Annotated in this window: 20 protein-coding genes and 1 tRNA gene; 6 read left to right on the forward strand and 15 right to left on the reverse strand. The window is 63.6% G+C overall.

Going from position 1 to position 19240, the window contains the following annotated elements:
* Positions 1-121 precede the first annotated feature (121 nt).
* On the reverse strand, positions 122-1486 hold the full coding sequence (locus V1279_RS33255; RefSeq protein WP_334444752.1) for an FAD-dependent oxidoreductase: 1365 nt from the start codon (positions 1484-1486) through the stop codon (positions 122-124).
* Positions 1487-1597: 111 nt separating this feature from the next.
* On the opposite strand from V1279_RS33255, the gene V1279_RS33260 reads away from it, so the two are divergent.
* The gene (locus V1279_RS33260; protein ID WP_334444754.1) at positions 1598-2482 is read left to right on the forward strand and encodes a LysR family transcriptional regulator; all 885 of its coding nucleotides are present in this window, start codon (positions 1598-1600) and stop codon (positions 2480-2482) included.
* Between the two features lie 14 nt (positions 2483-2496).
* On the opposite strand, the gene V1279_RS33265 is transcribed toward V1279_RS33260, so the two are convergent.
* From V1279_RS33265 to V1279_RS33275, 3 genes are all read right to left on the reverse strand, one after another.
* Entirely contained in the window at positions 2497-3303 is an 807-nt protein-coding gene (locus V1279_RS33265; RefSeq protein WP_334444756.1) for an aspartate dehydrogenase, read from the reverse strand.
* The gene (locus V1279_RS33270; RefSeq protein WP_334444758.1) at positions 3304-4101 is read right to left on the reverse strand and encodes an enoyl-CoA hydratase-related protein; all 798 of its coding nucleotides are present in this window, start codon (positions 4099-4101) and stop codon (positions 3304-3306) included.
* Positions 4102-4179: 78 nt separating this feature from the next.
* Positions 4180-5286: a Spy/CpxP family protein refolding chaperone gene (locus V1279_RS33275; RefSeq protein ID WP_334444760.1), complete on the reverse strand. Its 1107-nt coding sequence runs from the start codon at positions 5284-5286 to the stop codon at positions 4180-4182.
* Between the two features lie 57 nt (positions 5287-5343).
* Here V1279_RS33275 and V1279_RS33280 point away from each other — a divergent pair, with 57 nt between their 5' ends.
* Positions 5344-5496 (forward strand): hypothetical protein, encoded by a 153-nt coding sequence (locus tag V1279_RS33280; RefSeq protein ID WP_334444762.1) that lies wholly within the window; start codon positions 5344-5346, stop codon positions 5494-5496.
* A gap of 254 nt (positions 5497-5750) precedes the next feature.
* Positions 5751-6725, forward strand: a complete 975-nt coding sequence (locus tag V1279_RS33285) for a ketopantoate reductase family protein (protein ID WP_334444764.1) — start codon at positions 5751-5753, stop codon at positions 6723-6725.
* Between the two features lie 24 nt (positions 6726-6749).
* Here V1279_RS33285 and bioB read toward each other — a convergent pair whose 3' ends face one another.
* Positions 6750-7730 carry a biotin synthase BioB gene (bioB, locus tag V1279_RS33290; protein ID WP_334444766.1) on the reverse strand — a complete coding sequence of 327 codons (981 nt, stop codon included), beginning with the start codon at positions 7728-7730 and terminating at the stop codon, positions 6750-6752.
* A gap of 184 nt (positions 7731-7914) precedes the next feature.
* On the opposite strand from bioB, the gene V1279_RS33295 reads away from it, so the two are divergent.
* Positions 7915-8697 (forward strand): SDR family oxidoreductase, encoded by a 783-nt coding sequence (locus V1279_RS33295; RefSeq protein ID WP_334444768.1) that lies wholly within the window; start codon positions 7915-7917, stop codon positions 8695-8697.
* Here the strand turns inward: V1279_RS33295 and V1279_RS33300 are convergent.
* The 5 genes from V1279_RS33300 to V1279_RS33320 form a co-directional block, all read right to left on the reverse strand.
* On the reverse strand, positions 8689-9423 hold the full coding sequence (locus V1279_RS33300; RefSeq protein WP_334444770.1) for an aspartate/glutamate racemase family protein: 735 nt from the start codon (positions 9421-9423) through the stop codon (positions 8689-8691). The genes V1279_RS33295 and V1279_RS33300 overlap by 9 nt on opposite strands.
* A 165-nt stretch (positions 9424-9588) precedes the next feature.
* Positions 9589-10272, reverse strand: coding sequence for an alpha/beta hydrolase family protein (locus tag V1279_RS33305; RefSeq protein WP_334444772.1), 684 nt, complete (start codon positions 10270-10272; stop codon positions 9589-9591).
* Between the two features lie 172 nt (positions 10273-10444).
* A complete protein-coding gene (locus V1279_RS33310) occupies positions 10445-11128 on the reverse strand; it encodes a glutathione S-transferase family protein (protein WP_334444774.1) in 684 nt (227 codons plus the stop codon).
* 106 nt (positions 11129-11234) lie between these two features.
* Complete coding sequence (locus V1279_RS33315) at positions 11235-12071, reverse strand: MerR family transcriptional regulator (protein WP_334444776.1); 837 nt, start codon at positions 12069-12071, stop codon at positions 11235-11237.
* Positions 12072-12109: 38 nt separating this feature from the next.
* The gene (locus V1279_RS33320) at positions 12110-13036 is read right to left on the reverse strand and encodes an alpha/beta fold hydrolase (RefSeq protein WP_334444778.1); all 927 of its coding nucleotides are present in this window, start codon (positions 13034-13036) and stop codon (positions 12110-12112) included.
* 375 nt (positions 13037-13411) lie between these two features.
* On the opposite strand from V1279_RS33320, the gene V1279_RS33325 reads away from it, so the two are divergent.
* Positions 13412-15253: a di-heme-cytochrome C peroxidase gene (locus V1279_RS33325; RefSeq protein ID WP_334444780.1), complete on the forward strand. Its 1842-nt coding sequence runs from the start codon at positions 13412-13414 to the stop codon at positions 15251-15253.
* 77 nt (positions 15254-15330) lie between these two features.
* On the opposite strand, the gene V1279_RS33330 is transcribed toward V1279_RS33325, so the two are convergent.
* Positions 15331-15573 (reverse strand): hypothetical protein, encoded by a 243-nt coding sequence (locus tag V1279_RS33330; protein ID WP_334444782.1) that lies wholly within the window; start codon positions 15571-15573, stop codon positions 15331-15333.
* 240 nt (positions 15574-15813) lie between these two features.
* Here V1279_RS33330 and V1279_RS33335 point away from each other — a divergent pair, with 240 nt between their 5' ends.
* Entirely contained in the window at positions 15814-16776 is a 963-nt protein-coding gene (locus tag V1279_RS33335) for an alpha/beta hydrolase (protein WP_334444784.1), read from the forward strand.
* A 55-nt stretch (positions 16777-16831) separates the two neighbouring features.
* Here V1279_RS33335 and V1279_RS33340 read toward each other — a convergent pair.
* From V1279_RS33340 to V1279_RS33355, 4 genes are all read right to left on the reverse strand, one after another.
* Positions 16832-16908 (reverse strand) — tRNA-Arg (locus V1279_RS33340).
* 148 nt (positions 16909-17056) lie between these two features.
* A complete protein-coding gene (locus tag V1279_RS33345; protein ID WP_334444786.1) occupies positions 17057-18016 on the reverse strand; it encodes a Bug family tripartite tricarboxylate transporter substrate binding protein in 960 nt (319 codons plus the stop codon).
* Between the two features lie 57 nt (positions 18017-18073).
* A complete protein-coding gene (locus tag V1279_RS33350; protein WP_247781862.1) occupies positions 18074-18442 on the reverse strand; it encodes a dimethylsulfonioproprionate lyase family protein in 369 nt (122 codons plus the stop codon).
* 59 nt (positions 18443-18501) lie between these two features.
* Positions 18502-19140: an RraA family protein gene (locus tag V1279_RS33355; protein WP_334444789.1), complete on the reverse strand. Its 639-nt coding sequence runs from the start codon at positions 19138-19140 to the stop codon at positions 18502-18504.
* Positions 19141-19240: the final 100 nt, after the last annotated feature.

A 19240-nucleotide genomic window follows, 5' to 3' on the forward strand; every position in this document is an offset into this window, starting at 1 on the left:
TCGCAGGTTAACAACCAAGTCCTTGATCTTGAGTCAGTTTTTCGACTCGAAAGATGTGTAGATACGCTAGTGCGTTCGCAGGGACGACGTAGCATATTTCATCGCTTCAAAGCGCACCGGCCTATAGCCCTTCGGGCACGTTCTGGTCCCGCCCGATGAACGCGCCCTGTTGTTTCAGGCTTTGTTGCAACTTTTCTACCGCAATGTCGCGTGGAATCGTATTGCCCGACAGCGCCAACGCCGCCGCCGCGCCCGCTGCCTCCCCCATCGCAAAGCAGGCGCCGGAGACCCGCGCCGCCGACTGGCCGTCATGGGTCATCGAGGCGCAGCGCCCGGCCATAAGCAGATTGTCCATGCCTTCGGGCACCAGCATGCGATACGGCAATTCGTTGAAGCCGCGCGATTCCGGAATCGGCGGAAACGTGAAGGTTACATCTCCCGCGACATGCTGTTCCATCGGCCAGCCATTGACGCCAATGGAGTCGTCGAACGAGGCGCAGCCGAGCACGTCCTCGCCCGACAGCATGTAGCCGCCGACCACGCGGCGTGTCTCGCGGATGCCGAGCTGCGGCGGCAGGTCGACGATGTAGGATTTTTCGAAGCCGGGCACCGTGCGCAGGAATTCGAACGCTTGCACTGCCTGTCGGCGTCCTTCGATCTCGCCGCGCGTGAGATCGTCCGGTTCGAGTCCGTTCACCGCGGAGCCGTCCTCGCGCGCAAGCTGGGTGAAATTCACCCGCCATTCGATTGCCGACCGCTGTGGCCGCACGATCGCGGTCTTGCGTGGAAATCGATGGGTTCCCTTGGCCTCGGCCTTTTCCATCAGCGCTGGAATGGTCCGCCAGGCGTCGCCCGCCCTCTCGGGATCGATGCCGTTGAGGCGGAACATCATGGAGGGATACAGCATGCTGCCGGCATTGTCGCCGACCTCAAACGGCACCCCCGCCCAGGCCGCGAGATCGCCGTCGCCCGAGCAATCGATGAAGATGCCGGCGCGCACTGCTTGACGGCCCGCCTTGGTCTCGACCATCAGCGCGTTGATGCGCTTCTCGTCCTGCATCACCACGCCCGCGCCGAGCGCATGAAAGAGGATGTCAACCTTGTTCGCTGCCAGCAAATCATCCGCCGCGATCTTGTAGGCCGCGGTGTCGTAGGCCTGCGCAAAAATCTTGCCGAGGATCAGGTGCGGCGCGTTGAGCCCGTCGAGACGGTCGATCCGCGCGAGCAAATCGGAGGCGATGCCCTGCACCACCCGATGCATCTCGCCATGAACATTGGCATGCAGCCCGCAGAAATTCGTCACCCCCGCGGCCGTGCCCATCCCGCCGAGAAAGCCGTAGCGCTCGATCAGCAGCGTGCGCCGGCCGGCCCGCGCGGCAGCCACGGCCGCGGCGATGCCCGCTGGTCCGCCACCGAGGACGGCGACTTCATATTCACCGTATAGCGGAATCTGGCGAGCGGGTTCTTCAATGGTTTTGGCCGACACGGCAGCGATCCCCATCCCTGATGATTTTGTTTCGCGGGACTATGAATTAACGCGAATGGGACTACAATCAGGCAAATTGCGCGACCAGCTTTCTCGAATCGAGAAAAGTAGATGGATACGCTCGTCAATCTCCAGGCCTTTCTGGCTACCGCCGATGCCGCCGGCTTCTCGGCTGCCGCCCGCAAGCTGAATGTCTCGACCTCGGTCGTGGCAAAGCGCGTCACCCAGCTCGAAGATCGAATCGGCGTCGCGTTGTTTCATCGCTCGACCCGTCAATTGCGGTTGACCGAAGCCGGACACCAATACGTGCATCGCGCACGCAGCGTGGTGGCTGACGTCGGCGATCTTCTGTCGCGTATGGGCGAAAAGGACCATGATCTGATCGATCATCTTCGCATCAAGGCGCCGACGTCGCTGACCATCGCCCGGCTGGCCGATGTGTTCAGCGCCTTCCAGACGGAAAATCCGCGGCTGAAACTGGAAGTCGTGCTGATTGACCGGCCGGTCGATCCGGTTACGGAAGGTTTTGACGTCGCCATCGGCGCATTCCCGCATTCGTTCGGGGGTGTCGTCGATGAACCCTTGTGCGCACTCAAGCGCCTGCTGTGCGCAGCGCCAGCCTATCTCAAGTCACACGGCACGCCACAGCACCCGCGCGATCTGGTCGAACACCGCTGCCTGAGCTTTCTTCCGACCGGGCCCGATTGGATATTCGACGGCCCCCGCGGCCGCATCACCATTCAAGTACGCCCGCTGTTGAATTCGAACGAGGGCCACGTGCTGGTGAAAAGCGCGATCGCTGGAAATGGCATTGCTTTCATTTCGCATTATCTCGCGGCCGACGCGCTGCGCGACGGGTCGCTGCAGGTGGTGCTTCCGGAATTCCCGATCCCCGATTTGTGGGTCAAGGCGACCATTCCCGAGCGACGTGTCAATGCTGCCGCCGTGCAGGCGCTGCTGCAGCAATTGAAGCGCGCGCTCGCGCCGACGCTATAAAGCGCGCGAGGAGCTTACGTTCCGACTTGCAGCGGCGAAGTCAGCTTGCGCAGCGCCGCGATCACCGAGAGCGCCGTGATACGGCCGGTCTTCGGGTTTTCCGATGGGATGTTCTCGATCGACATCGTGAACGAGGCCGAGTCGGATTCGACCCTGATCTGGTGGCAGTTGCGCGTCACGGCCGGATCGGCCCAAATTTCGATCGTCGTGCGATCGGGGCCGATGCCCGCGAGCGACAGCGCCGCCACGACATTGACGTTGGCGGGAAAGGCCGCGGCGGCGTCGCGCGCCGAGCCCTTGAACACGCAGAGGGCGGACCTCAGGCCTTCCATGGAAATCCCGTTCTCGACGAGATAGGGCGCGCCGGCGAGACCTCCGGGCGGCTTGCGCGTGACCATCTGCACCGAATTGATGGTACCTTCGGCGGCGGCCGAAACCGCATCGAAGCCGATCAGGGCGCCGGTCGGCACGATGATCTGACCGCCATGCGCCCGGGCGAGTTCGACCAGATCGGGACGGGGCAGCAGCGCACTGGCGCTCAGCACCATGACCTGCCTGCCGGAGCGCAGCATCGGCCGGCAGATCTGATCGAGGATATCGGCCGGGGCGCATTCGACAACGAGGTCGGCGTGATCAGGCAGTTCATCGAGCGAAACCAGCGCGCAGGAGATGCCTTCGCGATCGAGCCACGCCTTCGCTTTCGCGCGATCCCGGGTCGCGATCGCCGCCAGCGAGAGGCCGGGCAAACCCTGCGCCAGCTTGCGCGCCACGGTCTTGCCGATCTCACCAAGTCCGGCGATGGCGATGCGTTTGGACGACACTTACGCTATCCCCCAATTCGCCGCCCTCTTCTCCGCAAACGACGCCAGCCCTTCGGACGCCTCTTTCGTCTGCCGCCGCGCCGAATGCATTTTCACCAGCCGCGCATAAGCCTCGTCGTTGACGCTCATGCCGCCAAACGAGCTTTCCATCGCCAGCCGCTTGGTTTCGGCCAGCGCTTCCGGGCCGTTGGCAAGCAGTTGCTCGACAACCTTCGCGCCCGCCGCTTCCAGCTCGGCCAGCCGTACCACCTCATGCACGAGGCCGATACGCCGCGCCTCCTCCGCGCCAAACCGTTCGCCGGTCAGCGCGTAGCGGCGAACCTGGCGGACGCCGATGGCGTCGCAGAGCTGCGGGATAATGATTGCGGCGGTCAAGCCCCAGCGCACTTCGGTGATCGAGAACAGCGCGTTGTCGGCGGCGATCACGACGTCGCACGCCGAGATCACGCCGGTGCCGCCGCCGAAGCAGCCGCCCTGCACCAACGCGACCGTCGGAATCGGCAGCGTATTCAGCCGCTGCACGGCCTCGAACGTCGCGCGCGACACCGCCTCGTTCTCCTCAGTCGATTTCGGCCGCACGCCGTTGATCCATTTCAGGTCGGCGCCGGCCTGGAAATGCTTGCCATTGCCCTTGAGAACGACGACGCGGAGATTGGGCTTCCTGCCCAGTTCATCCATCGCCGCGAGCACGCCGTTGATGAGGCCGGCGTCATAGGCATTGTTCACCTCGGGACGATTCAACGTGACGGTTGCGACGCCGCGCGCGTCGAGATTCCACAAAACCGGATTGGCACTCATTCGGCGGCCCCTTTTTGGTCGGCATTTTGTTATGCCGGACAATAGGCCGGGAGCGTAGCCCTTGTCACCGCCGCCGACCTATCGGCGGCCGCGCCGCTGCATCATATCTGCCCTGTCGGCAAAGGAGGTCCGCCTTGGGCCGATCGCCTCGAATTGGGCCTTCTGCTCGTCGCTCAACATCGCATAGAAATCATCCAGCGCCGTGCGTACGAGTTTGACCGACTGCAGCATGACGTCGAGCCGCTTGCCGACGGCGGCGAGCCGCGCCGGTGGCGTGGCCGCTTCGTCGATCCGGCACGATGTGGCCAGCATGTCGGCCGCCCTTGCGCTGGCGTTCTGCAGGGCGGTAAGGGCGGTGCGTTGCGCATCGGTCGGATGCAGCCTTGCCTCGACTTCCTCGGTCGGCCATCGCAAGCTCGAGGATTGCGTGACGTCGCAGGGCCGCGCAAACGACCTGTTGCGGCGCCGCTCGGCTTTCCTCTCCTGATCCTCAGCGACCGCATTCAGCCGCGCTTTCTGCTCGTCGTTCAGGAGGCCGTAAAACTTGTCCAGCGCCGGCTGCACGGTCGCGACACCTGATATCATCGCCTCGATGCGTTGCTGCATCGACGCAAGCCGGCCGGACGCCGTCAGCGCAACCGTGGTCGGGCACGCCGCCTTGATCTTCTGCGCTGAAGTCACCGATGCATTGGCGAGATCGTCGAGGGCTGCGCGTTGCGCCTCGGTCGGTTCGATCGCCTGCGCGATCAGGTCGATCGGCAGCCCGGCGATTTCACGGCTGTCTTCACCGCATAATAGCGCCAGCCGGTCCGGCCCGGCGTCGGGCGAACCGCGCGGCGGCAGGTAGCCCGCAAGACCCTGATAGTCGTAGGGCCCGAACAGGCCGGCATAAATGTCGTCGTAGCCATAGTACCAGAACGGCGCGCCGACACGCGGTCCCCACAGCGTATAGTCGTAGATGTCGTAATAGGCGAACGGCCAGAACAGCGGCCCGACCCAGCCGTATCCGCCGTTGCCGTGTCGCCACCAGCCGCCGCCTCTGGACCGTCCATATTGCCACCCTGCGAGCGCCGCGCCGGCGGTCACGCTGGCCCGCCTGGCAGGACTATGCAGTGCAGCAGTGTGGCGATAGCTGCGGGCGAGCGCGCGCGAGTTCAGCGCACGGCCGCCACCCGCGAAATTCATGCGATGCGCGGAGAATGAACGGTGAGCGGAGAATGAACGGGGACGCGCCGATCTGGCATGAAAATGACCGCCGCCATGATGCCGCCCGCCGAAATGATGGCCGTGACCATGACCACCCCCACGATGGCCGCCGCCATGATGACCGCCACCGCGACCACCGCCGTGACCGCCTCCATGGCCACCTTTCGCGATCGCAAAGTCCGCCATTGACAGCACCGTTGCGAAGACAATGGCGGCAATTCCCAGTGCGATCTTTGACATGGTACGTCCCATCATCATCGCACGTCCCATTGTCGCTATGCGGCGAGCTTGACGGCACAGCGATGAACGCCGATTGAACGGCAAGGTTCCCGGAGCCGGCAAGGCCGCGCCCTCCGCAACCCGCCCTGTGCGGCGGACCGGTTGCACCTGAACAAGGCTTATGAAAACTAGTCCTGAGATCATTCCCATCAGCAGGACTCCCCATGCGGATTTGCGTTTTCGGTGCGGGTGCCGTCGGCAGCCATTTTGCCGTGCGGCTGGCACAGGCAGGACACGACGTTTCCTGCGTGATGCGTGGCCCCCATCTGGACGCCGTGAAAGCGAACGGGCTGACGCTGCGGGTTGGAAATGGCGAGTTCAAGGCGAAGGTAAGCGCATCGAGCGATCCGGCCGCGCTGGGCCGGCAGGACGCCGTCATCTGCACGCTCAAGGCAACGGGCCTCTCCAGCCTCGCGGACGGGCTGCAGCCGCTGCTCGGCGATGATACCGCCGTGGTGTTCGCGCAGAACGGCATTCCCTGGTGGTACGATGTCGGGCTCTCGCCAAGGCATCCGCCGGTGCCGGATCTGACCTTCCTCGATCCCGGCGGACGCCTGCGCGCGGCCATCCCGAAACAGCTTATTGTCGGCGGCGTGGTGTTTTCGTCCAACGAAGTCGTCGCGCCCGGCGTGGTCGCGAACCTTTCGCCCGAGCGCAATCGGCTCCTGATCGGCGAATGCGACGATCGCCAAAGCGAGCGGGGGGCGAAACTGCGCGCGGCGCTGAACGAAGCTTCGATCGATTCGCCCGAGGTCACGCAGATCCGGGAGACGATCTGGTCGAAACTGCTGACCAACATGTCGATGTCGGTGCTGTGCCTGCTGACCGGGCAGACCGCACGCGCCGTCCGCGACGATGCGGCGCTCGCCGAAATCGTGCCGCGCCTGCTCGACGAGGCCAACGCCGTCGCGCAAAGCTGCTTCCCCGAAGTCAAGCGCGTCACGCGCTCCGGGCCCGCGCCGGACCACAAGCCTTCGATCCTGCAGGATTACGAACTCGGCCGCGCCATGGAGATCAACGTACTGGTCCGCGCGCCCGCCGCATTCGCGCGCGCCGCCGGACTTTCGACACCGATGCTCGACATGATGGCAGCGCTCGCCATCCGTCAGGCGCGCGACAAGGGACTCTATCCGAGCTAACCGTCCCGCTTGATGCAGAGCCGATCAGATGGCCTGCAATCCCAGCCGCTGGAACAGCTTCCGGTCGGCCTCGTCTTCCGGATTGCCGGCCGTCAGCAAGGTGTCGCCGACGAAGATCGAATTCGCCCCTGCAAAGAAGCAGAGCGCCTGCATCTCATCGGTCATGGCCGAGCGGCCCGCCGACAGGCGGACATATGATTTCGGCATCATGATGCGCGCGAGTGCAACGATCCGGACAAACTCGATTGGCGCGATCGGCGCCGCCTCGGCGAGCGGCGTACCGGCGATCGGAATCAGCATGTTGATCGGAACGCTTTCCGGCGGCTCGGCGAGGTTCGCAAGCGTGACCAGCATTTCGACGCGGTCGGCTTCCTCCTCGCCCATGCCGAGGATGCCGCCGCAACATACCTTCATGCCGGATTGCCGGACATTCTCCAGCGTGTCGAGACGATCGGCAAACGTGCGCGTCGAGGTCACCTGCGGGTAATAGCGCGCCGACGTATCGATATTGTGGTTGTAGTAGTCGAGCCCCGCGGCGCTGAGGCGGTCCGACTGATCGCGATCCAGCATTCCCAGCGTCATGCAGGTTTCGAGCCCGAGCGCTTTCACCGCGCCGACCATTTCAACGATGGCATCCATGTCTCTCGGCTTCGGATTGCGCCATGCTGCGCCCATGCAGTAGCGCGTTGCGCCGCCGGCTTTAGCTTTGCGCGCCTCGGCGACGACCTTTTCGACGTCCATCAGCTTCGATGCGGTAAGACCCGTCGAATGATGCGAGGACTGGCTGCAATAGCCGCAATCTTCCGGGCAGCCGCCGGTCTTGATGTTGAGCAGCTTGCTGAGCTGCACGCGGTTGGGATCGAAATGCCGGCGGTGAATGGATTGCGCCTTGAACAAGAGATCGTTGAACGGCAGCCGGTAGAGCGACCAGGCGGTCTCGCTCGTCCACTCCACAGCGTCCACAAGCGGCGCCGTCACAGCCAATTCATCTCGCACTTCGAGCATCCTTCAATTCTCCCGATCCTGATCGCCCTGCGCGGCCGTCATCGCACGCTGGCGAAGCTGACACCAGCGGCGCGCGCCGTGCTTGTAAAAAATTGATCGCCGGCGCGAACCGGCATTGACCGCGCAGCGGAGGTCGTATCACTCTCGCCCCCGTTTAAGAAGAAGAAACAAGCGGGAACCGAACATGGACGTCAAAGCCAAGGTCTGTGTCGTCACGGGAGCTGCGAGCGGCATCGGCGAAGCGGTGGCGCGTGCCTATGCGGAAGCCGGCGCGCGCGGCGTCGTCGTCGCCGACCTGAAGACATCGCGCGACAAGCTGGCGAAAGTGGCGGGCGACATCGACGGCCTCGCGGTGACCGCCGATTCCGGGCTGGAGGAAGATATCAAGGCGCTGATCGCTGCGGCCGAGGACAAGTATGGACCGGTCGACGTGTTCTTTTCCAATGCCGGCCTTTCGCGCAAGGGACAGGAGGCCGCCTCCGATGCCGATTGGGACGTGAGCTGGCGCGTCCATGTCATGAGCCATGTGTTCGCAGCGCGGGCGCTGGTGCCCGGCATGCTTGTGCGCGGATCCGGCTATCTCCTCAACACCGCGTCCGCGGCAGGCCTGCTGGCTTCGCTGAATTCGATGCCTTACGGCGTCACCAAGAACGCGGCGGTGGCGCTCGCCGAGCATCTCGCCATTCAATATGGCGACCGCGGCATCCGCGTCTCCGTGCTGTGCCCGCAATCGGTGCAAACAGGCATGACGACGCCCGGCCCCAGCGCGGCAAGGGTCGACGGCGTGCTGCAGCCGCCGGAAGTGGCGCGCATGGTGATCGAAGCGATGGAGGAAGAGCGCTTCCTCATTTTATCGCACCCGCAGGTCGGCGAATACATGCTGCGCAAGGCTTCGAATCGCGACCGCTGGCTCGCCGGCATGCGCCGGCTGCGCGACAAGATCTACGGCGCGCCACAATCAGCCTGAGGGTTTCGGCGCGAACGGCTGCAGTATCCCGGTGTAGTTCTTCGCGCCCGGCGAGGCATACGAACCGCGCCGCGACGTCATGAGCTTCAGGCCGGCCAGCGCCTCCGCCTGCTTCACCGCGGCCGCCACGCCGTCGACGACGGGCACGTCAAATTTCAGCGATAGTTTTTGTGCGAGATCGGCCATGCCCGCACAGCCCAGCACGATCGCCTCAGCGCCCTTCTCAAGCGCGCGGGAAATCTCGGCCTCAAGCTTCGCTTCCGCACCCGAGCCGGGCTTGTCGAGATCGAGCACCGCGACGTCGCAGGCGGTGACCAGCACCCTCTCTGCAAAACCATAGCGGCGTACCAGTTCCTCGAGCGGCACGACCGAGCGCGGCAGCGTGGTGACGACGGCAATGCGCTTTGCGATCTGGCCAGCCGTCACCAGCGCCGCCTCGCAGATGCCGACCACCGGAAAACGCGCGGCGCTCCGGGCGGCGTCGAGCCCGGTGTCGTCGAAACAGGCGACGATCGCCGCATCGGCGTCCGGCGCATTCATGAGCGCCTGGATCAGGCCGGGCACGGCGAACGCCTCGTCGTAATATCCCTCGATCGAGACGGGCCCCATCGACGACGTGACAGCTGAGATTTCGGTGTCGGGGCTGGCGACGGCGCGCGCGGCAGCGCCGATCGTTTCGGTCATCGAGGCGGTGGTGTTCGGATTGACGATCAGGATTTTTGTCATGGGCGCATCGTAGTGGGTATGCGGCACGGCGCAACTCTATCATCCGTCGTTCCTGCGAACGCAGGAACCCATAACCACAGGACATAGTTGTTTAGGCAAAGCGATTGCCACAATAACCGCCGCGGCGTATGGGTCCCTGCTTTCGCCGGGACGACAGCGGAGAGCTTAGCCAACGACGCCCTCAACCCACGCCGCAAACCCATTCAGCGCCTCGTTCATGACTTCGCGATCATTCCGCCCCGAGCTCTTCAGCACATGAAAGGAATGATCGGCGCCCTCAAGCAAATGCAGCGTCGCGCGCGATCCCAGGCTTTTGACGACAGGCTCGAGCAGACTCAGTTCAGCCAGCGCGTCACGCGTGCCCTGCAGGAACAGCATCGGGATTTTGACATCGGCGAGATGCTTGGCGCGATCGCTGGAAGGCTTTCCCGCCGGATGCAACGGAAAGCCGAGAAACGCCAGCCCTCGCACGCCGGGCAAGGGTGAAAGCGCCTGTGCCTGCGAGGTCATTCGCCCGCCGAACGATCGGCCGCCCGCGATCAGCGGCAGCGCGGGAAAGCGTCGACCGGCTTCGGCCACGGCGGCTCGGACCGCGGCGTGTGCAACCTTGGGCGCATCGGGGCGCTTGCTGCCTTTTTCCATATAGGGAAATTGATAGCGCAGTGTCGCAATGCCGCGCTCGGCGAGGCCAGCCGCAACTGTCTCCATCGACGCATGCGTCATACCCGCGCCGGCGCCGTGCGCGAACATGTAACACGCGCGCGCCTGCGGCGGCTGGATCAGCAAAGCGGAAACCTCCTCATCCGGGCCAACCTCAATTCGGAGCGATTGCGCGCTAACGGCTGTCATATGATCCGACCAGTATTTATCTGCATGACCGGAACGTTATACTGGAAACGGCCCGGCGAAAGCCGAACCTGCCGGGAACAAATCGAAGCGATTGCGACGATCTAGTGAGCGCAACAATCCCGGCCGGGGCCAAAAAAGCGGCCACGGCCGGGGTGTTCAATGCTCTTGAGCGTCATGCCGCCGAAAGGAAGTCGCGCTTCAGCCCCATCTGGTCGACGAACGGTCTTTCGTCCGCAAGCGCCCGCTGGAACGCGGCGGTTGCGGCGATCTCGCGAAGATATTTGGCAAGCTTCGGATATCGGGCAGCGTCGATCTCGAAGCCCAGATATTGATAGACAATGAAGTTCGACACGATCGCGATGTCGGCCAGCGTCATGGCGTCGCCGACCAGAAATTTTCCTGTGATCTGCCTGTCGAGATAGTCAAGGATCTTTGGCTGCACGTTCATCAGAACATCATCCACCACGGCCTTGTCGGTCGGGACATTACGGATGTTGGGTCCGACGACCGTCTGGACGAACAGCGGATGCACGACATGCCGGAAGATGGTGCCGCCGGCATAGGCGTCGAACCATAGCACGCGGGCATGATCCCTGATGTCTGCAGGGCAAATCGGCGGCGCGGGCTGCTTCCTGTCGAGGTAGAGGCAGATGGCAGTGGAATCCGCCAGCGTAAAGTCACCGTCCTGCATAACGGGGATCAATCCGGTCGGGCTGAGCGTGCTCCAGTCGGCCGGCGGGTTACCGGGGATGATCGGAATCACCACCTCGAACCGGTAGTCGATCTTCTTCAGGATCGCGGCGACAATGGCCTTGCGGGTATGGACGGAAAGCGGAACGCCGTGGATCGTAAGCATGTTCACTCCTGCTGAGATTGGCTGCTGGCCGGATTTCGGCACAGCAGTTCTGGTGGCCGGAACGCGCACGCGCCCGGATTGGGTAGTTCAGGGAAACGAAAAGAAGCTAGGCGGCCGGCCTGATCGGGAACTGGATCTCCACCAGGGCGCCTTCAAAGCCGGGAGGCCCGGTAATGGGCTCCAGGAACACTTCGCGGCATGGCCCGGCAATCCGGTAGTTGTTGGCTTCGATCCAGGTACCGACCGCGCCGAACGACGTGTGGCTTTCCATGTTGGTGCCCGGCCGGACGATGGTCGCCATCGTCTCGACCGCCGGCAGTTCGCTGGCGCGCATCAGATAATCGCCGGTCAAACGGACGCCGGCATTGGACGGCCGGGTCAACGAGAAACCGATATCGAGATCGAGCCTGTCGTCGTCGTGATCGTTGTGCGCGACCACGACCAGTTTGTCGCGCAGCGCCGGCCTGATCTGCCGCGCACCGTCCTCGGCGACGAGGCGGACCATGCGGACCACCTCGTCCATGTCGGCGCATGAACAATGCAACGACAGAAACGGTGTCGGTTCGACCGACTTGAGGATGACGTCGAAACCTTCGGTCCCGCCATGCCGGTCGATCTGGGCGATGCGGGATTCGATGTGCCGCAACCGTCGCTCTTCCTCGCGCAGCGAGCGCTCCACCTCCGCCCGCTTCAGCGTCAGCATGGCGCGCAATTCGGTTGGCGAGATCTCGTCCTTCAACAGCGGCCCGATCTGCTCCAGCGACAGGCCGAGCTCCTTCAGCGCGAGAATGCCGTTCAGCCGCGGCAATTGCCGGATGCTGTAGTAGCGATAGCCGGTCTGGGCATCGATATGGGCGGGCTGCAGCAATCCGAGCTGATCGTAGAACCGCAACTGCCGTGCCGAGACCTGCGCGATCTGGGCGAACTCTCCGATCCGGAACATCAGAACTCTCCAATCCCGTTATGAGCCGGTAGCGGCGTTCAGCTTGCGATGAAGGCTTGCAGGTCGCGGGTCACCCGATCGCGCTCGGTGAGCACGATACCGTGCGAGGCATCAGGATATTCGATCAACCTCGCTTGGGCGATGCCTTCGGCGGTCGCCTTTCCGATCGCAGACGGCACCGGAATGTCCGCGGTGCCGTGCAGCACGAGCGTCGGCACCTTGACTGCGGCGAGTTCGCGACGGAAGTCGGTTCTGGCAAAGGTATCGACGCAGACGATCGTCGCTGCGACACTGGCCTGCATCGCCATCGCGAGCGTCGAATCGATCATCTCCTGTGTCACCGCATTGGTCGCCGGCCGCTTGGCGTCGAGAAACACATCGCTTAGCAAACCCGCCAGATACGTCTTGCGGTCGCCCTGCACGCCCTGCTTGATCCCGTCGAATATGGCGCCGTCAATCCCGATCGGATTGTTCTCGGTCTTCAGCAGATAATGCGCGGCGGCGCCGACAAGGCCGGCCTTCGCGACATGGCCCCCGTTGTGCCGCGAGAAATACCGGACCACCTCCCCGCCACCCATCGAATAGCCGACGAGGGTAGCGTCACGCACGCCGGTCTGCTCGATCACATCAGCGAGATCGTCGGCAAAGGTATCGAAATCATAGCCGCTGGCCGGCTGATCCGAACGGCCGAACCCGCGGCGATCATAGGTGACGACGCGGAAGCCGGCGCTTGAAAGCCGCGCGGCCTGATAGTCCCAGATATCGGCGTTCAGCGGCCAGGCATGGGTCATCACGACGGCGCGGCCGGAGCCTCCGGTATCCTTCACAAAAAGTCCGACGCCATCCCGGGTGTTGAGCTTGAAGGTGCGGCCTTGGCCCTGAGCCACATGCGGCAAAGTGACAGCGGTGGAGGTGGCGGCAAGGGCGCCAAGGGAAAGATGAAGAAAGCTGCGTCGGGTGGTCATGGGCAGGCTCCTCTGTTTCGAGGAGCGCGTTATGCGGGTTTGACGCTACGTCAAAGTCAAGCGGCTTTTTCATACATGCCGGCGCCGCAAAACTGGCAAGCAATTCTGGCAAAGTAATTCTGGCAAGCAATTCCTGGGCATATTTCACGGCGATGCCCCGAAATGGATCGATGGGATTTCCGGAGCGTCTTAAAATGCCGCGACCGGCGCGAAATCATGCTCCAGGCTAACCTGCCGGATTTATGGACAGGCATATGATGCCACTATAAGCTGATACGATACTTGATCGCACGCCGAGGACGATTCGTTTTCCGGCGCTTTTGATAGACAGACGAATATTGTGCGCTAGCAGCGCGGTTTTGAAGGGGGCAGGCCATGCGTGGCAAGACGAAAATTGTGATCGCACTGGCGATCGTCGGCATCGGTTATGCCGCCTTCAAGGACGATATCGCCAAGCTCTGGCAGGATTTGCACGTCAAGATCGTGGAGCATCCGACGCCGAAGAAAACCGTCTGGCTCGACCAGGGCATAAGCAAGAACGATCTGAGCTGGTTCTATCACGCCGACCAGGGAACGCGGACCTTCGGCTTCCCCTATGAGTGGTTCATGGCGCTGGAGCAGCCGACGATTTCGTGGCTGCCGTTCACCAAGGTCGGTCTCTTCAGCGACACCGCCTATCTCGACCGCTATGGCTTCATCCCGGATACCATCATCCCCGGCAAGGAGACGCTTCCGATCGGGTTCGCGAAAGGCACCCCTATGCTCGACCCGACGGGCGCGGTATGGCGCAACCCGCGCACCAAAAAGGAGATGATCGGTGTCGGCCTGACCTGCGCGGCCTGCCACACCGGCAGCTTCACCTACAAGGACACCGCCGTCGTTATCGACGGCGGACCGGCGCTCACCAATCTCTTCGCGATGAAGCAGGGCATGGGCATCTCGCTCCTGCTGACGCGCTACTGGCCCGGCCGGTTCGACCGCTTCGCCGAGCGCATCCTGGGGCCGGACGCCACGCTCGACGACCGCGAAACGCTGAAGAACCAGCTCGAGCAGGTTCTCAATCAATACAAGCAGGTCAAGAATCTGGAAGAGCGCGTCGCCTCCCAAAGCATCCAGGAAGGTTACGGACGGCTAGACGCCCTCAACCGGATCGGCAACCAGGTGTTTTCAATCGACCTCAAGAAGCCGGAAAACTACGCCGGCTCGTCGGCGCCGGTACATTACCCGCGGATCTGGAACACGCCGTGGTTCGATTGGGTGCAGTATAACGGCTCCATCATGCAGCCGATGGTGCGTAACGCCGGCGAGTCGCTCGGCGTATCGGCGGAGCTCAATCTGACCGAGCCGTCGAAGGGACTGTATAAATCGAGCGTGGACGTGGATAAGCTGTTCAAGATGGAGCAGATGATCAAGGGTGACACGCAGCCGAACGCCAAGACTGGTTTTCCGGGCCTGAGATCTCCGAAATGGCCGGCCGATATTCTCCCGCCGTACGATCAGAAACTGGCCGACAAGGGCGCCGAACTCTACAAGACCCATTGCCAGGAATGTCACCGCCCGCCCGTGACGAGCGAGGCGTTCTGGGACTTCAACAACAAGGATTGGTGGACCAGGAACGAGGCCGGCGAGGCGATCCTCAAGGTCGAGAATGTTCCGATCTCGCATATCGGGACCGATCCCGCGCAGGCGGCAGACATGGCGAACCGGACAGTCGCGCTTCCCGAAAATCTCGGAATCACGGACAACCGATTCGGATTCGCCCTCAAATACTTGGTCGAGAACACTGTCAATCTCATCTACAAAGAACACAACCCGCCGTTGACCGACAAGGAGCGGCGGCGCATGGACGGAAACATGCTCAACGAAGTTCGGGCGGATCTTGCCTACAAGGTCCGTCCGCTCAACGGCGTCTGGGCGACGCCGCCCTATCTGCACAACGGCTCGGTGCCGACCATCGACGATCTGCTTGGCGACCCGGAAAAAAGACCGGCGAAATTCTATCTCGGCAGCCGCGAATACGACCCCGTGAAGCTCGGCTACAAGACCGACCCGATCACCAACGGTTTCGAGTTCGACACCTCAATTCGTGGAAACTCGAACAGAGGCCACGAGTTCAGGAAGGACTACAACAAGAACAAGGAAATCAAGGGCGTGATCGGGCCGGAGCTATCGGCGGACGATCGAAAGGCGCTGATCGAATACCTCAAGACGCTCTGAGGTCATTTGCGCGCACGCCGCCACGGCCGGCTCCCGCCCGGGCCGCCGGCTTCCGCGTCGCAGACGGACCAGGCGCCTTACCGGCTGGCAATCAGCCGCAAATGCGGCTTGATCGTCTCTTCCAGTTCGACCTTGAGCTGGTGCACGCGCGGATCGCCCGAGCGCGCCGCGCACACCGAATATTGGTTGACCGAGCGCGCCAACGCGTGACGTTCGTCAGGCGTCCGCGTCACGTCCGGGCTGGACAGCCTCAGCACCATCCCGCCGAGTTGCACCAGCATTTCGTCGAGCGCCCGATCCACTCCGGCAATTTGATCCATCGCACCACTCCCTCTCGAAGGAGTAATGAGCAGCGTGCCCGCCCGTTCCCCGCGCGCGCCCGTTTACGGATAACGAGAAGTAAACGGAGAACGATTCCATCGACGCGCGGCCCACGCATCTGCTTGCAGGACTCATTATCAATAGAAGGAAATCGGCCAGTCTACCCGGCGGAACGCCGCGATTGCAGCGACCGTGCCCGTTACCTATGCTGCCGCCTTGTTCCGCAACCAGGCGCCCGCATGATTCCACCGCTCGATCCCGTCGTCGCCGAGATCATTCCGCTGCTGCCGCTGCGCGATCCCGCGACGATGACGCCGCAGAGCGCACGCGAGGCGCTGCGTGCGCTGGCGGCCTCGCGCGCAGCGGTTCCGCCGCCGCCGGTGATGAGCGCGGAGGACATCAAGGTGAAAGGCGCGGCCGGGTTCCTCAGCGCGCGGGCCTATCGGAACTCGAACGACAAATCGCCGACGGTGGTGTTCTTCCACGGCGGCGGCTGGGTCGCCGGCGATCTTGACACTCATGACCGCCAGGCGCGCTGGCTTGCGATCGAGACCGGCGCGGTCGTCGTCTCCGTCGATTATCGCCGCCCGCCCGAGGTGCGGTTTCCCGGCGCGTTCGAGGATGCCTTCACAGCCACCAAGGACGTCATCGCCCGCATCGCCGAATTCGGCGGCGACGAGAGGCGCGTCGGCGTGTCCGGTGACAGCGCCGGCGGCAATCTCGCAGCCACCACCGCGATTGCCTGCCGCGACGCCGGCATAGGACTGGCAGCGCAGCTGCTGGTCTATCCCGTCACCGACGTCGCCGGAAATTTCGCGGATGCAAAGGAGAACGCACGCTTTCCCTCGCGCGCAGAGAACGCGGAAGGCTATTTCCTCACCCGCGCCACCATGGAATGGTTTTGCGGCCATTACCTCGCCGACAAAACCCATGGCACGGACTGGCGCGTATCGCCGCTGCGCGCCGAAAACCTCGCCGGTGTAGCACCTGCCATCGTCGCGACCGCCTGGTTCGATCCGCTCCGCGACGAGGGCAAAGCCTACGCCGACGCGCTATGGGCTGCCGGCGTGCCGACCAAATATTATGACGGCCTCGGCCTGATCCACGGCTATTTCGGCCTCGGCGAGGCGTCGGAAACTGCGAAGCGCGAAGCGCAACGCGCGCGGTCGGATTTCAAGGCGCTGCTGGACAAGGGCGCGTAGCGAGCCGTTGCACCATTCGGTCGAACGACAGACCGCGTGGTTGACCCGAACATGCTGGCGATCCCGGGAAGACTCGAACTTCCGACCTACGGTTTAGGAAACCGTCGCTCTATCCGGCTGAGCTACGGGACCGCGAACCCGCTTGCGTAAGCAGGTGCTTGGCCGCTTCATAGCAAAGCAAGCGTGGCATCGCCAGCCCTCCGACACGGCCGATCTGGCCCGCACCGGAAGGCGCCGGTTCCGGGCCGGAGATACCGGGACAGTCGGCCGGTCCGCAGCCCTACGCCTTGATATTATTCTCGCGCACGACCTGACCCCAGATGCTGACCTGCCTGGCGAAGAACGTCGAGAAGTCCTTGCCGTCGGCGAGCAGCAGCGTCATCTGCTGCGTCTCGCGCAATTGCGTGGCGATCGCCGGCTCGCTCAGAATCTCCTTCACCGACCTCGCCATGCTGGCGATGATATCGGGCGGCGTGTCCTTCGGCGCGAAAACGCCCCACCAGGCCAGCGTCTCGAAATCGGGGAAGCCTGCCTCGATCGCGGTTTGCGTATCCTTGAGCGCAGCCATCCGCTCGCGCCCCATTTGCAGGATGGGACGCAGCCTGTTGGTGCCCAGTTGCGCCGTGATCAGCGCCGCCGACCCGATGATCATATCGACATGGCCGCCGAGCACGTCGTTCATCGCCGGGCCGCCGCCGCGGTAGGGCACATGCGTGATCTCGACGCCGGCCTTCTTGGCGAGCACCGTCATCGCGAGATGACCGAGCGTGCCGATGCCGACGGAGGCGTATTTCACCGCGCCGGGATTTGCCTTGCAGGCCGCAACCACGTCGGCAAAGGTCTTGTACGGCCGCTCGGCGTTCGCGGCGAGGAGGTAAGGCGCGGTGCCGACCAGGAACACCGGCACCAGATCCTTCTCGACATCCAGCCCCGGCTTTTCCAGGATCGAGGGAATCACCGCGTGCGAGTCGAAGGTCACCAGAAACGTCGCGCCGTCAGGTGCGCTCTTGGCGACCTGCACGGCACCGAGCGAGCCGGCCGCGCCGGATTTGTTCTCCACCAGCACGGTGCGGCCGAGCTTCGTCTGCAGGTGGGACTGCAATAGCCGCGCCAGCGCGTCGGTGGAGCCTCCCGGCGGGAACGGCACCACCAGCGTCATGTTCTTGGCTGGCTGCGCCAGCGCCGGCGTCACCGCGAACGCGGCCGACGCCGCAAGCAAGGTACGTCTGGTAATATTCACCAAGTGTCTCCTCCCGATTGTGGCTGCGCTTTTTTGTTTTTGTTCGCAGACTTGCTCTTAAGTGCCGAAGCCGGACCCGGCTTTCTTGTACTCGGGCCGCGGCGGGCTGAAGATGTCAAGCACGCGGGCGCCGTCCGGTCCAGCCCGCATCGTGTGCGGCACATTTCCCGGCGTGCGCCAGAAATCGCCCTTCTTGACCGGAATTTCCTCACCGCCCTGAACCCGGATGGCCGAGCCATCGAGCAGCACGCCCCATTGTTCCTCGGGATGATGATGCAGGGTGCCTTGCGCGTGCGGCGCCAGCGTCACCACCGACAGCATCGCATGCTCGCCGGAGAAGATTCGCGTCGTGACCCCGGATGCAAGTTCGCGAAACAGGCCGTCGGCGGGATTATCCAGATTGTGAAATTCGTCCTTCTGACTCATCGTTCCTCCGTCAGCGCAGTTGCGCTTCGATCATGACGTGGCCTTCAAGACTTGGCGCTTCAAGACTTGCCGTAGCTGCCCTGGTAGCGGCCTTCGCGAATGGCGAGCAGTGTATCCTCCTCGCGCGCGATCTGGGTGCGGACCGCCTCCAGCACGGTGGCTGCGATTGAGGCCGGAAACGACACCACGCCGTCCTCGTCGCCGACCACGATATCGCCGGGGGAGATCACCGAGCCGCCGATCGAAACCGGCACGTTGATTTCGCCCGGCCCGCTCTTGTAGGGCCCGCGGTGGATGGCCGTGCGCGCAAAGCAGGGAAAGTCGGATGCGGCGAATGCCGCGACGTCGCGGATGGCGCCGTCGATCACATAGCCTGCGGCGCCCCTGTACTCGGCGATGTTCTTCATGATCTCACCGACCAGCGCCCGCGTCTTGTCGCCGCCGCCATCGACCACGATGACGTCGCCCGGCCCGACCAGTTCCAGCGCCCGGTGGATCGCAAGATTGTCGCCGGGCCGCGTCCGCACCGTGAAGGCGGCCCCGACCAGCCGGCCGGCGCGGTGAAACGGCCGCAGGCCCACGGCGCCCGGCAGCCGGGCAAGATTGTCACTGATGACAGAGGTCGGCGCATGCCTGAAAGCCTCGATCAGGTCAGGCTCGGGCTTCGGCACGCTCGTCATGGCCGTGGTGATGCTCATGCAGACTGTTTCCCCCTTGCGATTGTTCTGCCACTCCGCCCGCCGGCGCCGCGGCGAGTTAAGTTGCGCGCTGAACCGATGGCTCGGAGGCGCCGCATGG

Origin of the sequence: Bradyrhizobium sp. AZCC 1610 (genome assembly GCF_036924515.1) — a bacterium.
Lineage (GTDB): Bacteria > Pseudomonadota > Alphaproteobacteria > Rhizobiales > Xanthobacteraceae > Bradyrhizobium.

What these genes read in the sequence shown, in the direction of transcription:
- V1279_RS33260 (WP_334444754.1), top strand. Translation starts at nt 1,598, where the DNA reads ATGGATACGCTCGTCAATCTCCAGGCCTTTCTGGCTACCGCCGATGCC.
- V1279_RS33270 (WP_334444758.1), bottom strand. Translation starts at nt 4,101, where the DNA reads ATGAGTGCCAATCCGGTTTTGTGGAATCTCGACGCGCGCGGCGTCGCA.
- V1279_RS33275 (WP_334444760.1), bottom strand. Translation starts at nt 5,286, where the DNA reads ATGAATTTCGCGGGTGGCGGCCGTGCGCTGAACTCGCGCGCGCTCGCC.
- V1279_RS33280 (WP_334444762.1), top strand. Translation starts at nt 5,344, where the DNA reads ATGAAAATGACCGCCGCCATGATGCCGCCCGCCGAAATGATGGCCGTG.
- V1279_RS33285 (WP_334444764.1), top strand. Translation starts at nt 5,751, where the DNA reads ATGCGGATTTGCGTTTTCGGTGCGGGTGCCGTCGGCAGCCATTTTGCC.
- bioB (WP_334444766.1), bottom strand. Translation starts at nt 7,730, where the DNA reads ATGCTCGAAGTGCGAGATGAATTGGCTGTGACGGCGCCGCTTGTGGAC.
- V1279_RS33295 (WP_334444768.1), top strand. Translation starts at nt 7,915, where the DNA reads ATGGACGTCAAAGCCAAGGTCTGTGTCGTCACGGGAGCTGCGAGCGGC.
- V1279_RS33300 (WP_334444770.1), bottom strand. Translation starts at nt 9,423, where the DNA reads ATGACAAAAATCCTGATCGTCAATCCGAACACCACCGCCTCGATGACC.
- V1279_RS33305 (WP_334444772.1), bottom strand. Translation starts at nt 10,272, where the DNA reads ATGACAGCCGTTAGCGCGCAATCGCTCCGAATTGAGGTTGGCCCGGAT.
- V1279_RS33310 (WP_334444774.1), bottom strand. Translation starts at nt 11,128, where the DNA reads ATGCTTACGATCCACGGCGTTCCGCTTTCCGTCCATACCCGCAAGGCC.
- V1279_RS33315 (WP_334444776.1), bottom strand. Translation starts at nt 12,071, where the DNA reads ATGTTCCGGATCGGAGAGTTCGCCCAGATCGCGCAGGTCTCGGCACGG.
- V1279_RS33320 (WP_334444778.1), bottom strand. Translation starts at nt 13,036, where the DNA reads ATGACCACCCGACGCAGCTTTCTTCATCTTTCCCTTGGCGCCCTTGCC.
- V1279_RS33325 (WP_334444780.1), top strand. Translation starts at nt 13,412, where the DNA reads ATGCGTGGCAAGACGAAAATTGTGATCGCACTGGCGATCGTCGGCATC.
- V1279_RS33330 (WP_334444782.1), bottom strand. Translation starts at nt 15,573, where the DNA reads ATGGATCAAATTGCCGGAGTGGATCGGGCGCTCGACGAAATGCTGGTG.
- V1279_RS33335 (WP_334444784.1), top strand. Translation starts at nt 15,814, where the DNA reads ATGATTCCACCGCTCGATCCCGTCGTCGCCGAGATCATTCCGCTGCTG.
- V1279_RS33350 (WP_247781862.1), bottom strand. Translation starts at nt 18,442, where the DNA reads ATGAGTCAGAAGGACGAATTTCACAATCTGGATAATCCCGCCGACGGC.
- V1279_RS33355 (WP_334444789.1), bottom strand. Translation starts at nt 19,140, where the DNA reads ATGAGCATCACCACGGCCATGACGAGCGTGCCGAAGCCCGAGCCTGAC.